Here is a 15920-nt window from a genome sequence, read left to right on the forward strand (position 1 = left end):
GACCATGGACGACAACGAATTTGAGTATCGACACCAAGCCCGCCGGGCGGGCGGGTATCTCGCCCTCGCCTTCGGGATGGCGCTGCTTTACGGCGCAATGAAACTGACCGCGACGACCTGGATTCATGTCGCCGCGTGGATCTATCTCGCCCTCACTTTGTACAAGCTGATGCGCAACCGCTCGGGGCTGCTGCGGATCACGCCTGCGCGAATGGAAGTCTATCGCAACGGGCGGCAATTGGGCACGTTCCCGCTTGCGCAGATCGATTCGGCGCGGCTGCGGCAGCGCAAGCTTGCGGGCGACGAATGCATGGTCACGCTGCGCGACGGACGCCGCGCCTACCTTCCGCGCGAGGCGACGCCGCCGCTCGACCGGCTCAGCGCGATTTTCGAATCTTATGGGGTGCCGGTGGTCTGATCCCCAATCCGGGGCGGTCGCCCTCTTGCTCCCGCCCCTGCCCTGTCCTAGAAGCTTGCCCAAGCCTTTACTGACAGGATGTGGACATGCTCGACCATCTCGAATTCCAAGCCCCCGAACCCAAGGTCATTGCCGGTGCCAAATCGGATTGGGAGCTGGTGATCGGGCTTGAAGTCCACGCGCAGGTGGCCTCGAAAGCCAAACTGTTCTCGGGCGCCTCGACCAAGTTCGGCGCAGAGCCGAACTCGAACGTGGCCTTCGTCGACGCGGCGATGCCCGGCATGCTGCCGGTGATCAACGAGTTCTGCGTGGCGCAGGCGGTGCGTACGGGCCTCGGCCTCAAGGCCGATATCAACCTGCGCTCGGCCTTCGACCGGAAGAACTATTTCTACCCGGACCTGCCGCAGGGCTACCAGATCAGCCAGCTCTATCACCCCATCGTGGGTGAGGGCGAAATCATCGTCGACATGGGCCCGGGCGTCGCCCGCAAGGTCCGGATCGAGCGCATCCACCTCGAGCAGGATGCGGGCAAGTCGATCCACGACATGGACCCGCATATGTCCTTCGTGGACCTCAACCGCACCGGCGTCGCGCTGATGGAAATCGTCTCGCGCCCCGACATCCGCGGCCCCGAGGAAGCGGCGGCCTATGTCGGCAAGCTGCGCCAGATCCTGCGTTACTTGGGCACCTGCGACGGCAACATGCAAAACGGCAACCTGCGCGCCGACGTGAACGTCTCGATCTGCAAGCCGGGCGCTTACGAGAAATATCAGGAAACGCAGGATTTCAGCCATCTCGGCACGCGCTGCGAGATCAAGAACATGAACTCGATGCGCTTCATCCAAGCCGCGATCGAATACGAGGCGCGTCGCCAGATCGCCATCGTCGAAGACGGCGGCGAAGTGGTGCAGGAAACCCGCCTCTATGATCCCGACAAGGGCGAGACGCGCTCGATGCGTTCGAAGGAAGAAGCGCATGATTACCGCTACTTCCCCTGCCCCGACCTGCTGCCGCTGGAAATCGAGCAGGCCTGGGTCGACGATATCGGCGCGACGATGCCGGAACTGCCCGACGAGAAGAAGGCGCGCTTCGTCAAGGAGCTGGGCCTGTCGGAATATGACGCCTCGGTGCTGACCGCAGAGGTCGAGAACGCGGATTACTTCGAGGCCGTGGTGGCCGAGGCCGGTGACGGCAAGCTCGCCGCGAACTGGGTCATCAACGAGCTGTTCGGTCGCCTGAAGAAGGAAGATCACGACATCTCGTCGAGCCCGGTCGATGCCGCGCAGCTTGGCGCGATCATCCGGCTGATCAAGTCCGACAAGATCTCGGGCAAGATCGCGAAGGACCTGTTCGAGATCGTCTATACCGAAGGCGGCGACCCCGAGAAGATCGTGGAAGAGCGCGGCATGATTCAGGTCACCGATACCGGCGCCATCGAGGCCGCCGTGGACGAGGTGATCGCCGCGAACCCCGAGCAGGTCGAGAAGGCCAAAGCCAACCCGAAACTGGCTGGCTGGTTCGTCGGTCAGGTCATCAAGGCTTCGGGCGGCAAGGCCAACCCCAAGGCGGTCAACCAGATCGTCGCGCAGAAGCTGGGGCTGTAAGCCTCACGAACAATTCCGATCAAGGCGCCTTCGGGCGCCTTTTTCATGCCGGGACGGAAAGAATTCGGGAACAAGTCTTCGCGCTTGTGGCTTGGGGAGACGCGCCCTAGGCTCACGCGGGCGTGATTGGGAAAGGGTTTGCGATGAGTGGCTTGCTGGCATTGCTGGATGACGTGGCGGGGATCGCCAAGGTGGCGGCGACCTCGATCGACGATGCGGCAGGTCAGGCGGCCAAGGCGGGCTCGAAAGCCGCTGGCGCGCTGATCGACGATGCCGCCGTCACGCCGAAATATGTTCACGGTTTCAAGCCCGCCCGCGAATTGCCGATCGTGGGAAAAATCGCGCTCGGCTCGATCAAGAACAAGCTGATCTTCCTGCTGCCAGCCGCGCTGCTGCTGTCTGCCTTCGCGCCGTGGCTGATCACACCCTTGCTGATGCTGGGCGGCTCTTACCTGTGTTTCGAGGGCGCGGAGAAGGTCTATCACCTGTTCAAACCGCATGAGCCAGATGCCGAGGGCCATGTCGCGGCAGAGACCGCCGACCACCTCGAGGAAAAGCGCGTCAAAGCCGCGGTGAAGACCGATTTCATCCTCTCGGCCGAGATAATGACGATCGGCCTCGCCGCCCTGCCCTCGGGCCAGCCGATCTGGATGGAGGCGATCGCGCTTGCGATCATCGGCATCGGCGTGACGGTGCTGGTCTATGGCTCGGTCGCGTTGATCGTGAAAGCCGATGATGCGGGGCTCTGGCTGGCCGAGAACGGCAACCTTGCTGCGACCCGGGCCTTCGGGCGCGGCATGGTGAAAGTGATGCCATGGCTGATGAAGACCCTGATGATCGTCGGCACCGCCGCGATGATCTGGGTCGGCGGCAATATCGTGCTGCACGGTCTGGCAGAGCTTGGCTGGCACGCGCCCTACGACTGGATCCACCATCAGGCCGAGGCCGCCGCCCATGCGGCAGGCACCGCGGAGGGCTTCGTCAGCTGGGCCGTCACCGCGTTCTTCGATGGCATCTTCGGGCTGATCTACGGGCTGGTCCTGATCCCCGTCGTCACCCGGATCATCCAGCCCATCTACCGCGCCGTCACCGGCAAGGAAAAGCCCGCGCACTGAGCGCAAGCGGACAGGTTGAGGCCACCCGCGCCGCCCGATAGGCTGGGCGCGAACAGATCGCAGGGAGCGCAGATGACCGAGTATTTCGAGACCCAAGAACGCCGCCGCATCGCCTATAACCTGACGCCGGGCAAAGGGCCGGGCGTGGTGTTCCTCGGCGGGTTCAAATCCGACATGGAAGGCACGAAGGCGCTGGCGCTCGAGGACTGGGCCAAGCGTGAAGGTCGCGCCTTCCTGCGCTTCGACTATTCCGGCCACGGCGTCTCGGACGGCGCATTCGAGGACGGCGCGATCGGCGACTGGTTCGAGGATGCGCGCGACGTGATCATGGCCAAGACCGAAGGTCCGCAGATCCTCGTTGGCTCCTCGATGGGCGGCTGGATCTCGCTCCTGATGTCGCGCGAACATCCCGAGAAAGTCGCGGGCCTCGTCACCATCGCCGCCGCCCCCGATTTCACCGAGGACGGCTATTGGGCGAGCTTCGACAAGGAAACCCGCCACAAGCTGGAAAGCGAAGGCTCCATCGCGATCCCGTCCGATTACGGCGAGCCCTATGTCATCACGCGCCGCCTGATCAACGAGGGCCGCGAGCGGCTGGTGCTACGCAGCCCGCTGGCGCTGCCCTTCCCCACGCGCTTCCTGCAAGGCACCGCCGACGAGGCCGTCAGCACCGAAACCGCGATCCGGCTGCTGGAGCATGCCGAGGGCGCGGACATGCGCCTGACCCTGGTCAAAGGCGCCGATCACCGCTTCTCGGACCCCGATTGCCTCGCGCTGATCGAGACCGCGCTGGCGGAGGTGCTCGCCCGGCTGTGATCCGCTGCTTGCGGCATTTCGATTTGCTTGACCTCGACCCTTGCGGCACACTCGACGCGAGAAGCGCGAAAACGCGCCGCGATTGAGGTTTCGAGCGATGCCAAGCGACCCGCTGGTCTTTCTACCCGGATTCATGTGCGACGCACGGCTGTTCTGGCACCCGCTGCAGGAACTGTCCTCCGAGCGCTCGGTGATGGTGGCACGGCTGCGTGGCGCGACGATCGAGGAGATGGCGCAGACCGTGCTCGACGAGGCCCCGCCGCAATTCGCGCTGGTCGGGCATTGGCTGGGCGCGATCGTCGCGATCGAGATCCTGCGCCGCGCCCCCGACCGCGTCAGTCAGGTCGCGCTGCTCGACGTCTCCCCCCTGCCCGAGATGCCGCAGGTCGCCGCCGCGCGCGAGACGCGGATCGTGAAGGCGCTCACCGGGCGGCTCGACGAGATGATGCTCGAAGAAGTCCCCGCCGAGAGCCTCGCTCCCGATCCCGGCCGCGCCGAGATTCAGGCGATGATGCTGGAGATGGCGGCAGGCTTGGGCGCCGACACGTTCGAGGTGCAATCGCGCGCCCTGATGCGCCGCCCCGACCTGCAACGCACGCTGCGCGCCACGAAAACCCGCGCGCTGCTGATGTGCGGCGAATACGACAAGATCTGCCCGCCGCGCCGCCACGAATTCCTCGCCGAACTGATGCCGCATGCCGAATTCCGCCTCATCCTCGGCGCAGGCCACCTGAGCCCGCTGGAGCAACCCGAGAAGATCACCCAAGGCCTGCGCGACTGGCTGGAGGCGCCGTTATTGTTAGCGTGATACAGAGGGTCTCTTTGCGGACGGAGCAGGCATTCGCCGATCGCATCGCGCATTCGCCGTCGGGTGGACTTTCCGAGCGTTTCCTATTCTAAAGGGCCAAATTGTTATCGCTAACAGGAGGTCAGATTGCCCGACCACAAGACGACGAACGGGGGCGGACGGGCGCCACTGATCCTTTACGCGCTTCTGACTTCACTCACCGCCATCAGCATCGACGCAATACTTCCCGGACTTCATTCCATCGAAGAAACTCTCCGGGCCCAGCCACCACTTCGAACGCAACACGTAGTATCGCTGTTCGTCTTCGGAATGGCGTTCGGCGAGCTCTTGATTGGCCCGGCCTCCGACGCCTTTGGACGCAAGACCGCGCTGATCGCCGGCCTCGTCGTTTATGTCGTGGGCACGTTGCTCGCGATGACGGCCGGTTCCCTCGATGTCTTAATCATAGGCCGCATCCTTCAGGGCCTTGGTGTATCCGGCCCCAAGATCGCGACGCGGGCAATGATCCGCGATCAGTTTGAAGGTGACGCGATGGCCCGCGTAATGTCGTTCATGTTCACGCTCTTTGTCCTGGTCCCCATGATCGGGCCCGCGCTTGGTCAGGGCATCGTCGACTTGGCCGGATGGCGAGGCGTGTTCGTCATGTATCTTGTGCTGGCCCTCGCGCTCAGCTCATGGATGGTTCTGCGACATCCCGAGACGCTCCCCCCGGAACGGCGGATTCCCATTCGTCTCAAACCTATGGCTTCGAACGCCGTCCGCATCCTGACGAACCGCCGCGTCGCTCTCTTGATCATCGCGACCGGGTTCATCTTCGGGGCCCAGCTCTTCTATCTGAGCGTTGCGGCGGAACTATTTTCGGACGCCTATGGTATCGACCGGGCCTTCCCGCTTCTTTTCGCCATCCTCGCAGGCGGGATCGGCCTGGCATCATATACGAATGGCATGCTTGTCGAACGCTTCGGGGCCAACGCAATGGCTCGCTCGGGCTTCGTGGGAATGTGTGCCTCGAGCGCAGGCATGCTCATGGCCTGCCTTCTGACCAATGACCAGCTGCCTCTCGTGATGTTCATGGTGCTTGGGTTCGGGATGTTCTTCGCGATCGGCGTCCTATTTGGAAACCTGAACGCGATGGCAATGCGCTCCCTCGGCGACGTCGCCGGGATCGGATCATCCCTACTCGCATCCGGTTCCAGCCTCGTCGCCACCCTTTTCGCTCTGGCCGCAGGCAGTTTTTATGCAGGAAACGTCGTCATCGTCCCTGTGGCTTTCCTGTTGGCGGGAGCTTCCGGTCTCTTGCTAACCGTGCTCGCCTTGCGGAGTGATGGAACGTCGATCTCGGCAGCCAGGCCGGGGGCTAAGAGCGACGGATAGGGAGCGAAGCGGCCAAACGCCGTGATCCACATCAAACGAAAAACGCCGCCCCCTTGGAGCGGCGTTTTCAATTTCGCGAAGGTCGAAGTCTCACCCCGCCTCGGCCGTCTTCACCGGCTTCTTGCGGATCGGCGTGACCGTCGCGGGCTTGCCCTTCCCGGGCGCGGGGTTGTCCGCGTTCTCGTCGATGAAATCGAGCACCAGCGGGCGGATGTTGTTGCGCCAACTGGAGCCTGCGAAGATGCCGTAATGGCCTGCGCCGGGCTCGAGGTGCTGCTGCTTCATCGAATCCGGCACGCCCGAGCACAGATCGAGGGCGGCGACGCATTGACCGGGGGCGGAGATGTCGTCCTTCTCGCCCTCCACGGTCTTCACCGCGACCTTGGTGATCTTCGAGATATCGACCATCTTGCCCGCGACTTCGAAGCGGTTCTGGGCGATCTCGAGGCCCTTGAAGATGCGCTCGACGGTGGAGAGGTAGAACTCCGCCGTCATATCCATCACCGCGAGATACTCGTCATAGAAGCGGTAATGCTTGTCATGCTCGGAGCCTTCGCCCTGCGCCTCGCTCCAGATCTTTTCCTGGAAGGCCTGCGCGTGCTTGTCCATGTTCATCGAGATGAACGAGGCGAGCTGCATCAGGCCCGGATAGACCAGACGGCCCGCGCCCTTGTATTTGAAGCCGACGCGCTGGATCACCATCTGCTCGAGCTGGCCCATCGTGACACGGCGCCCGAAATCGGTGACCTCGGTGGCCTGTGCGTCGGGGTCGATCGGACCGCCGATCAGGGTCAGCGTGCGCGGCTGCGCGGCCGGGTCTTCCTCGGCCAGATAGGCGGTCGCCGCCAGCGCGAGCGGTGCTGGCTGACACACCGCGATCACGTTGCAGTCAGGGCCCATCTTCTTCATGAAATCGACAAGATAGAGGGTATAATCCTCGATATCGAACTTGCCTTCGGAAACGGGGATGTCGCGCGCATTATGCCAATCGGTCACCCACACATCCGCATCGGGCAGCAGCGAGGCCACGGTCGAGCGCAGCAGCGTCGCGTAATGGCCCGACATCGGCGCCACCAGCAGGATGCGCCGCTCCATCGGCTCGCGACCGTGAACGTTGAAATGCACGAGGCTGCCGAAGGGCTTGTCGAGCACGGTCTCGACCTCGACGAGGTGATCGCGCCCGTCCTCCGCCGCGATCGAATGGATGCCCCAGTCGGGCTTGATCACCATCCGTGCGAACGAGCGCTCCGTCACGCGGCCCCAGGCCGACATGATCTTGAACATCGGATGCGGGGCGAGACCCCAGACCGGGTAGGAGGCCATGGCGCGCGCCGAGGCGCCCATCCACTCGTTCGTGTTCCTGAAGGTCTCCATCAGGTCGTAGGACATGATCGTTTTCATATACAACTCCTCGGGGCGGGCCACGCACTCACTCGGCAATGGAAACGCCGCTTTACCCCAAGACTGCGGCGATATTATGCTGGTGCAGAGGATAGGGAGGAATATCATTTATGACAACCGAGGAGACGGACAAAATTGCTGCGTCGCAGAAGATGCAGGAGAACCTCGCCCGCATCGAAGAACTGACCGAGCGCATGGTCGATGCGATCGCGCATAAGCGACCGGTGAATCCGGCCCTCGAAGGCCCCGGCGCCGATCTCTACATGACGTCCTCCGCCGCCATGATGAATGAGTGGCTCGAAAAACCCTCGAAAATCCTCGAAGCCCAGGTGAATTACTGGGGTCAGGCGATGAAGCATTACCTCGAAGCGCAGGAGGCCCTCGCCAAGGGCGCGTTCCGCCCGCCGGAAGACCCCGGCCCGTCCGACCCGCGCTTCGCCAATCCACTCTGGGACAGCCACCCCTATTTCAACTACATCAAACAGCAGTATCTGATCGCGGCGAAAGGCGTGAAAGAGGCAGTCGACAAGCTCGACGATCTCGACCCGGTGGACCGTCAGCGACTGAACTACTTCTCGCGCCAGATCATCGACCTGATGGCGCCCACGAATTTCCTCGCGACGAACCCCGACGCGCTGGAGAAGGCGATCGAGACCGAGGGCGAGAGCCTCGTGAAAGGGCTCGAGAACCTCGTGCGCGACATCGAGGCGAACCGCGGCGACCTACTGGTGACGCTGGCCGACAAGGACGCCTTCACCGTGGGCGAGAATATCGGCACCGCCGAGGGCGCGGTGGTCTATCGCAACCGCCTGTTCGAGCTGATCCAGTACACGCCGACCACCGAAAAGGTTCACAAGACCCCGCTGGTGATCTTCCCGCCCTGGATCAACCGTTTCTACATCATGGACCTGAAGCCGCAGAACTCGCTGATCCGCTGGATCGTCGATCAGGGCTTCACCCTCTTCGTGGTGAGCTGGAAGAACCCCGACCAGAGCTATGCCGATGTCGGCATGGATGACTACGTGCAGGAGGGCTACCTGACCGCGATCGACGAGGTGAAGAAGATCACCGGCGAGAAGAAGGTCAACGCGGTGGGCTATTGCATCGCGGGCACCACGCTCTCGCTGACACTGGGCCTGCTGAACAAGCGCAAGGACAAGTCGATCAACTCGGCCACCTTCTTCACCACGCTCACCGACTTCTCGGATCAGGGCGAATTCGCGGTTTTCCTGCAGGACGATTTCGTCGACGGGATCGAGCGGCAATGCAAGGCCGACGGGGTGCTCGACAGCTACTTCATGTCGCGCACCTTCTCCTACCTGCGCTCGAACGACCTGATCTACCGGCCCGCGATCCGCAGCTACATGATGGGGGAATCTCCGCCCGCCTTCGACCTGCTGTTCTGGAACGGCGACTCGACGAACCTGCCGGGCAAGATGGCGGTCGAGTATCTGCGCGGGCTCTGCCAGAAGGACCGCTTCGCGCGCGACGGCTTCGAGGTGCTGGGCGAGACGGTCAAGGTCTCGGACGTGAACGTGCCGCTGATGGCAATCGCCTGCGAGACCGATCACATCGCGCCCTGGGTCGCCTCGTTCAACGGGGTCGCGAAGATGGGATCGAAGGACAAAACCTTCATCCTGTCGCAATCGGGCCATATCGCCGGGATCGTGAACCCGCCCAGCAAGAAGAAATACGGCCATTACACCTCCCCCGCCCCGATCGCGAATCCCACCGAGTGGCGCGCGCAGGCGGAGTTCCACGAGGGAAGCTGGTGGCCGCGCTGGGGCGAATGGCTGGCCAAGAAGTCCGGCGCGATGGTGCCCGCACGCCAGCCCGGCGATGCAGATCACCCGGTTTTGGCTGATGCGCCCGGCACTTATGTCAAAGAGATAGTTAAGATATAGCTTTCCCGCTTGGGTTGAAAATTTCTGCGGCGCAGCAATTCTTCTCTTGAAATGCTGCGCCGCAGCATGTATATACGTTGCGTAACCCAAAGGGCCCCGCCAACGTTCCAGACCACGGGCCCCAACCCAACGGAGCACTCACATGGCTAAGACCCAAGACTACACCAAGATCATGCAGGACATGATGGCGTCCTTCCCCGTCGACACCTCGAAATTCCAAGACGCTTTCAAATCGCAAGCGGCTCTGGGCGAGAAGATGTCGCAGGTGGCGCTTGAAGCTGCCGGCAAGTCGACCGAAATCTCGACCAAATGGACCAAGGGCACCATCGACAAGATGGGCGACCTGACCAAAACCAAGGAAGAGCCCGCCGATTACGCCAAGGCGATGAGCGACTTCGCATCGGCTTCGGCCGAGATGGCTGCCGAGAACATGGCCGCTTTCGCTGAAATCGCGAAAAAGGTTCAGATGGACACCGTCGAGCTGATGATGGCTGCCGGCAAGGACATGTCGGAAGAAGCCTCCGCAAACGTCAAGAAGGCGACCGCCGACATGACCGCTGCGACGAAGAAAGCCACCGCGGCTGCGAAGTAAGAATTCACCGCGGGCACCGGCTTCCTCCTCCCAGTCGGCCCCGCGTATCTCGGGCGCGCCCTCGTGGCGCGCCCTTTTTCTTTTATTGCTTTTGGCAGCGCGGCGTCACACAATCGCTGCACAAGCACAATCCGGGGAGGATCGCATCACATGGCCGAAGACGAAAAGCCCTTGCTGATCAAGCGTTACGCCAGCCGCCGTCTCTACAACACCGAGACCAGCGATTACGTGACGCTCGAAGACATCGCGAAATTCATCCGCGACGGGCGCGAGGTGCAGATTGTCGATCTGAAATCGGGCGACGACCTGACGCGGCAATATCTGCTGCAGATCGTGGCCGAGCACGAAAGCCGCGGCGAGAATGTCCTGCCGGTCGACGTGCTGACCGATCTGGTGCGCTCCTATACGGGGGCGGCGCAATCGGTGGTGCCGCAATTCCTCGCAGCCAGCTTCGAGATGCTGCGCGAGGGGCACTCGCAGATGCTCGAGAACATGAACAAGATGCCGAATCCCATGTCGTCCATGCCGGGCTTCGAGGCGCTGCAGGCGCAGCAACAGGCCTTCTTGCAGAACATGATGGCCGGCTGGGGTACGGCAGGTTCGTCCGGCCCCGCGCCCGAAAGCGGCGACGATCGCGGCGAGTTGGACTCGATCAAGAAACAGCTCGCCGATCTGCAGAGCAAGCTCAACAAGATGTAAGCGAGAGGCGCCCGAGCGGCGCCTTTTTCTTGGCCCATAGACAAGGGGGCTCTGCCCCCTCGGTGCTGCGCACCTCACCCCCGGGATATTTTGACCAAAACGAAGGGGCAGCCGCCTCTGGTCTTCGCCTTGGCCGAAATATCCCGGGGGGCCCGCAGGGCGGGGGCAGCGCCCCCTCCTGCGTTTTGTCGCCCTCCGGCGACGGGGGCAGCGCCCCCTGCGACATCTCCCCCTGCCCCGCCCCATTGACAGCCGCGCGCGAGCCGCGCAAAAGGCTCGGGAACCATATATCCCGCAACCGGGCGTTCCGTGGGCGCCAAACCGACGAGGAGGACGACATGTCCCAGATCTCCCTCACCTTTCCCGATGGCAATTCGCGCGACTACGACGCGGGCGTGACGCCGGCCGAAGTGGCCGCCTCGATCGCGCCGTCGCTGGCGAAGAAAGCGATCTCCGCGCAGGTGAACGGCGCGCATTGGGATCTGCAATGGCCGATCCAGGAAGACGCGCAGATCGCCATCAACACGATGCAGGATGACGGCCCCGCGCTGGAGTTGATCCGCCACGACCTCGCCCATATCATGGCCCGCGCCGTGCAGGAGCTCTATCCCGGCGTGAAGGTCACGATCGGCCCGGTCCGCGACAATGGCTGGTTTTATGACTTCGACCGCGAAGAGCCCTTCACGCCCGAAGATCTCGGCGCGATCGAGAAGAAGATGCGCGAGATCATCAACGCGCGCGACGCCATCAAGACCGAGGTCTGGAGCCGCAAACACGCGATCGACCACTATCTGACGACGAACGAGCCCTACAAGGTCGAGCTGATCAACCGGATCCCGCAAGGCGAGGACATCCGGATGTATTGGCATGGCAACTGGCAGGATCTCTGCCGTGGTCCGCACCTGCAGCATACCGGTCAGGTTCCGGCGGATGCGTTCAAGCTGACCCATGTCGCGGGCGCCTATTGGCTGGGCGATTCCAGCCGTCCGATGCTGCAGCGCATCTATGGCGTGGCCTTCAAGACCAAGAAGGACCTCAACGCTTGGGTCACGATGATGGAGGAGGCCGCCAAGCGCGACCACCGCAAGCTCGGCCGCGAGATGGACCTCTTCCACATGCAGGAAGAGGCGCCGGGCCAGATCTTCTGGCACCCGAACGGCTGGACCATCTACACCGCGCTGCAGGACTACATGCGCCGCAAGCAGCGCGCCGACGGCTATGTCGAGGTGAACACGCCGCAGGTGGTGAACCGCAAGCTCTGGGAAGCCTCGGGCCACTGGGAGAACTATCAGGAGAACATGTTCATCGTCGAAGTCGACGAGGATCATGCGCGCGAGAAGACGGTCAACGCGCTCAAGCCGATGAACTGCCCCTGCCACGTGCAGATCTTCAATCAGGGCGTCAAATCCTATCGCGACCTGCCCCTGCGCATGGCCGAGTTCGGCTCCTGCGCGCGTTACGAACCCTCGGGCGCGCTGCACGGCATCATGCGCGTGCGCGGCTTCACGCAGGACGACGCGCATATCTTCTGCACCGAGGATCAGATCGAGGTGGAAACCGAGAAGTTCATCAAGTTCCTCTCGGGGATCTATGACGATCTCGGCTTCACCGACTGGCGCATCAAGCTGTCGACGCGCCCGGAAAAGCGCATCGGTAGCGATGAGAGCTGGGATTACACGGAAGCCGCGCTCGGCAATGCCTGCAAGGCGGCTGGCTACGACTACGAGATCTTCGAAGGCGAAGGGGCGTTCTACGGGCCGAAGCTGGAATTCGTGCTGACCGACGCGATCGGGCGCGACTGGCAATGCGGCACGCTGCAGGTCGACACCAACCTGCCCGAGCGGCTGGATGCGGAATTCGTGGGCTCGGACGGCGAGCGCCACCGCCCCGTGATGCTGCACCGTGCGGTGCTGGGCTCGTTCGAGCGCTTCATCGGCATGCTGATCGAGAACTTCGCCGGCAAGATGCCGCTCTGGCTCGCGCCGCGTCAGGTGGTCGTGGCCTCGATCGTCTCGGATGCCGACGACTACGTGCTGGAAGTGACGTCGAAGCTGCGCGCCGCCGGCATCCGCGCCGAGGCCGACACCCGCAACGAGAAGATCAACTACAAGGTCCGCGAACATTCGCTCGGCAAGGTCCCCTATATCTTCGCGATCGGGATGAAAGAGGTCGAGGAGCGCACCGTGTCGGTCCGCAAACTCGGCGATACCCGCACCTCCACGGTGGCGATCGACGATATCGTGGCGCAGCTGATCACCGAATCGACGCCGCCCGATTTGCGCGAATAATCGCCAATTCAACGGCCTATCTCGAATTTTCACAGACCTGTGAGGGGCTTACGCCCCTCATGGAATGTCATTGCATTTTCGTAATTCTCGGAGAGACTTGAATATGCGTGTGTTACAGACTTTCCTACCGCCTCGCTTCTGAAAAAGGCAGCCGGAAGACCCGAAAGAGACTGGCTGCACGGCCCGGACGCAATATCGCGCCGGGAGACTACGAAGGAGAAGACGGTAATGGCCACTGGCACCGTGAAATGGTTCAATTCCACCAAGGGTTACGGCTTCATCGCGCCCGACGAAGGCGGCAAGGACGTGTTCGTGCACATCTCTGCTGTCGAACGTGCGGGGCTCAAGGGGCTCGATGACAATCAGAAGATCCAATATGAGCTGCAGTCGGGTCGCGACGGCCGCTCCTCGGCATCGGATCTGGTCCTGCTCTGATCGGGTGATCGGACGGTAAGGATTTGAAACGGCGCGCATCGCAGGATGCGCGCCGTTTTTCTGTCTCAGTCGTTGGTGAGGGGCACCCCTCTCAGAGCCACTCGGCCTGCGTGGCCTTCGCCCAGCCCAGCGTGAGCTTGTCGCCTTCGCGGATCACCGGGCGCTTCATCAGCGCGGGGTGCTCGCTCAGCAGATCGGCGACGGGCTTTTCGCGCTCATCCTCGGGCAGGTTGCGCCATGTCGTGGAGGCGCGGTTGACGATCTTGTCGCCGAACGCGGCTTCGAGTTCCGCGACCTCGGCCCCCGTCAGAGGCTCAGCCCGCACGTCGCGGAACTGCACATCGCGCCCGGCCGCTTCCAGCGCTTTGCGCGCCTTGCGCACCGTGTCGCAGGTCGAAATCCCGTAAACGATCATATCCCCTCCTCCAGCGCGCCGTTATCCAGATGCAACACACGGTCCATCTTGGCGGCGAGTTCCATGTTATGCGTCGCGATCAGCGCCGACAGGCCCGTCTCGCGCACCAGCCCCATCAGTACGTCGAACACGGTGTCAGACGTGGCCGGGTCGAGATTGCCGGTGGGCTCGTCGGCCAGCAACAGGCTCGGCCCGTTCGCGAGCGCCCGGCAGAACGCCACACGCTGCTGCTCGCCCCCCGACAGCGCCGAGGGGCGGTGATCCATCCGGCCCGCCATGCCGACGCGGCTCAACAGGTCCTTGGCCCGCTCTTCCGCGGCCTTGCGGCTGACGCCATTGGCGAGCTGCGGAAGCACGATATTCTCGACCGCCGAGAACTCCGGCAGCAGGTGGTGGAACTGGTAGACGAAGCCCAGCTTCTCGCGCCGCGCCGCCGTGCGTTTGCCATCGCGCGCACCGGTCAAGTCTTCGCCGTCGATCAGAACCCGGCCGGAATCGGGCGTGTCCAGCAGCCCCGCGATATGCAGAAGCGTCGATTTCCCCGCCCCCGAGGGCGCGACCAGCGCCACGACCTGCCCTTTCGGAATGGTCAGATCGAGACCTTTGAGTACCGTGATCTCGTTCGGCTTGCCCCGGTTGTAGCACTTTTCCAACTGTTCGCAGATCAGCACGTCATTCATAGCGCAGCGCCTCCACCGGGTTCATGCGCGCAGCACGGCGCGCCGGGAAGATGGTCACGATGAAGCTCAGCGTCAGCGACAGCGCCACCGCCTTGGTCACGTCCCAAGGCTGCAATTTCGCGGGCAGGTGATAGATACCGCGGATCGACGGGTCCCAGGCATCGCCGCCATTGAGCCAGTTCACGAAGCCCATGACGTGGTCGATATTCACCGAGAACAGCACCCCGATCCCCAGACCGGCCAGCGTCCCGATCACCCCGGTGAAGGCCCCGCACAGGAAGAAGACCCGCAGGATCGAGCCCTCGCTGAGCCCCATCGTGCGCAGGATGCCGATGTCGCGGCCCTTGTTCTTCACCAGCATGATCAGCCCCGAGGTGATGTTCATCGAGGCGATCAGCACGAGGATCGAGAGGATGATGAACATCACGTTGTCCTCGACCGTCAGCGCGCGCAGGAAACTCGACGAGGCGTCCTTCCATGTCCACAAAAGCGTGCCCTTGCCGCTCGCATCCATGATCGCAGGCTCCCATTCGGCGATGCGCTCGGGATCGGCCACGTCGACGTCGATCTCATCCACCCCGCCCTCGCGGTTGAAGAAGCTCTGCGCCTCCTTGAACGGCATATAAAGCCGCGTCTGGTCGATGTCATACCGCCCGGCCGAGAACACATACGAGATCTTGTAGGCGTTCACCCGCGGGCTCGTGCCGGACGGCGTCTTGGCCCCGTTGGGCGAGATCACCTTGACCGTGTCGCCCACCGTCACGCCCAGATCGCGCGCCATCCCGATGCCGATCGCGATGCCTTCACCGTAATTGTCGATATCGCCCTGCGCGTCGTCGGAATGCGCGATATTGGGGATATTCTTCAGATCCGACAGCGCCAGCCCGTAGACATCCGCCACGTTGGAGCGGTCGCCGAAGCTGACCATCGCCTGTCCGCGCACCGCCGGGGCCGCGCTGACCACGCCGGGGATCGCCTTGATCCGCTCGGTGCGCGCGGCATAGTCGCGGATCAGCTTGGAATAGACGCCCGAGCCCTCGGCCACTTCCATCGGCGCGGAATAGACGGTGATCTGCGGGTTCGAGCCGACGATGGTCGAGACGAACTCGGCGCGGAAGCCCGCGCGCACGGCAAGCGTCGCGATCAAGGCGGCCACGCCCAGTGCGATGCCGATCAGGGAAATCCATGTCATGACCGAGACGCCACCTTCGGCGCGGCGCGCGCGCAGGTAGCGCCATGCGATCATGAACTCGAAACGGGAAAACGGGGCAGTGCGTGCGGCCATCGGCTCCATCCACGAAAATTCGGCGCAAGCTGGCGCGGCGGGGTCGAAAGGTCAAGCCTGCGCCCGGTCATAGCGGCGAGAGCGCG

The 15920-nt window shown here is 63.1% G+C and carries 15 protein-coding genes; 11 read left to right on the forward strand and 4 right to left on the reverse strand.

All coding sequences use genetic code 11. The annotated features are described in order from the left end of the window. The first annotated feature begins 4 nt into the window (after nt 1–4). The 6 genes from AC2TZ7_RS15000 to AC2TZ7_RS15025 all read left to right on the forward strand — a co-directional run bounded on the left by AC2TZ7_RS15000 (nt 5) and on the right by AC2TZ7_RS15025 (nt 6135). Nucleotides 5–418 carry a hypothetical protein gene (locus tag AC2TZ7_RS15000; protein ID WP_489864837.1) on the forward strand — a complete coding sequence of 138 codons (414 nt, stop codon included), beginning with the start codon at nt 5–7 and terminating at the stop codon, nt 416–418. An 86-nt stretch (nt 419–504) separates the two neighbouring features. Then, complete coding sequence (gene gatB / locus AC2TZ7_RS15005; RefSeq protein ID WP_489864838.1) at nt 505–2022, forward strand: Asp-tRNA(Asn)/Glu-tRNA(Gln) amidotransferase subunit GatB; 1518 nt, start codon at nt 505–507, stop codon at nt 2020–2022. A 143-nt stretch (nt 2023–2165) separates the two neighbouring features. Further along, the gene (locus tag AC2TZ7_RS15010; RefSeq protein WP_489864839.1) at nt 2166–3137 is read left to right on the forward strand and encodes a DUF808 domain-containing protein; all 972 of its coding nucleotides are present in this window, start codon (nt 2166–2168) and stop codon (nt 3135–3137) included. A gap of 72 nt (nt 3138–3209) precedes the next feature. Then, nucleotides 3210–3953, forward strand: coding sequence for an alpha/beta hydrolase (locus AC2TZ7_RS15015; protein ID WP_489864840.1), 744 nt, complete (start codon nt 3210–3212; stop codon nt 3951–3953). Between the two features lie 97 nt (nt 3954–4050). Next, on the forward strand, nt 4051–4761 hold the full coding sequence (locus AC2TZ7_RS15020) for an alpha/beta fold hydrolase (protein ID WP_489864841.1): 711 nt from the start codon (nt 4051–4053) through the stop codon (nt 4759–4761). Between the two features lie 126 nt (nt 4762–4887). Next, nucleotides 4888–6135, forward strand: coding sequence for a multidrug effflux MFS transporter (locus tag AC2TZ7_RS15025; RefSeq protein WP_489864842.1), 1248 nt, complete (start codon nt 4888–4890; stop codon nt 6133–6135). Nucleotides 6136–6225: 90 nt separating this feature from the next. On the opposite strand, the gene phaZ is transcribed toward AC2TZ7_RS15025, so the two are convergent. Continuing rightward, the gene (gene phaZ / locus AC2TZ7_RS15030; RefSeq protein WP_098411323.1) at nt 6226–7536 is read right to left on the reverse strand and encodes a polyhydroxyalkanoate depolymerase; all 1311 of its coding nucleotides are present in this window, start codon (nt 7534–7536) and stop codon (nt 6226–6228) included. Between the two features lie 110 nt (nt 7537–7646). Between phaZ and phaC the strand changes: the two genes are divergently transcribed. The 5 genes from phaC to AC2TZ7_RS15055 all read left to right on the forward strand — a co-directional run bounded on the left by phaC (nt 7647) and on the right by AC2TZ7_RS15055 (nt 13454). After that, nucleotides 7647–9440: a class I poly(R)-hydroxyalkanoic acid synthase gene (gene phaC / locus AC2TZ7_RS15035; RefSeq protein ID WP_489864843.1), complete on the forward strand. Its 1794-nt coding sequence runs from the start codon at nt 7647–7649 to the stop codon at nt 9438–9440. A gap of 142 nt (nt 9441–9582) precedes the next feature. Further along, nucleotides 9583–10032, forward strand: a complete 450-nt coding sequence (locus AC2TZ7_RS15040; protein ID WP_078542726.1) for a phasin, PhaP — start codon at nt 9583–9585, stop codon at nt 10030–10032. A 150-nt stretch (nt 10033–10182) separates the two neighbouring features. Beyond that, nucleotides 10183–10731, forward strand: a complete 549-nt coding sequence (gene phaR / locus AC2TZ7_RS15045; protein ID WP_098411325.1) for a polyhydroxyalkanoate synthesis repressor PhaR — start codon at nt 10183–10185, stop codon at nt 10729–10731. Nucleotides 10732–11069: 338 nt separating this feature from the next. Beyond that, a complete protein-coding gene (gene thrS / locus AC2TZ7_RS15050; protein WP_489864844.1) occupies nt 11070–13019 on the forward strand; it encodes a threonine--tRNA ligase in 1950 nt (649 codons plus the stop codon). 228 nt (nt 13020–13247) lie between these two features. After that, nucleotides 13248–13454, forward strand: a complete 207-nt coding sequence (locus tag AC2TZ7_RS15055; protein WP_075775516.1) for a cold-shock protein — start codon at nt 13248–13250, stop codon at nt 13452–13454. Nucleotides 13455–13545: 91 nt separating this feature from the next. Here AC2TZ7_RS15055 and AC2TZ7_RS15060 read toward each other — a convergent pair whose 3' ends face one another. The 3 genes from AC2TZ7_RS15060 to AC2TZ7_RS15070 are packed head-to-tail and all read right to left on the reverse strand — an operon-like array spanning nt 13546 to nt 15834. Further along, nucleotides 13546–13869 (reverse strand): arsenate reductase family protein, encoded by a 324-nt coding sequence (locus AC2TZ7_RS15060; protein WP_489864845.1) that lies wholly within the window; start codon nt 13867–13869, stop codon nt 13546–13548. Continuing rightward, complete coding sequence (locus AC2TZ7_RS15065) at nt 13866–14549, reverse strand: ABC transporter ATP-binding protein (RefSeq protein ID WP_078606113.1); 684 nt, start codon at nt 14547–14549, stop codon at nt 13866–13868. The genes AC2TZ7_RS15060 and AC2TZ7_RS15065 overlap by 4 nt, the downstream gene beginning before the upstream one ends. Next, nucleotides 14542–15834 (reverse strand): lipoprotein-releasing ABC transporter permease subunit, encoded by a 1293-nt coding sequence (locus AC2TZ7_RS15070; protein WP_489864846.1) that lies wholly within the window; start codon nt 15832–15834, stop codon nt 14542–14544. Before AC2TZ7_RS15070 ends, AC2TZ7_RS15065 begins: the two co-directional genes overlap by 8 nt. Between the last annotated feature and the right edge of the window lie 86 nt (nt 15835–15920).

It is taken from the genome of Thioclava sp. ISO4 (genome assembly GCF_058105145.1).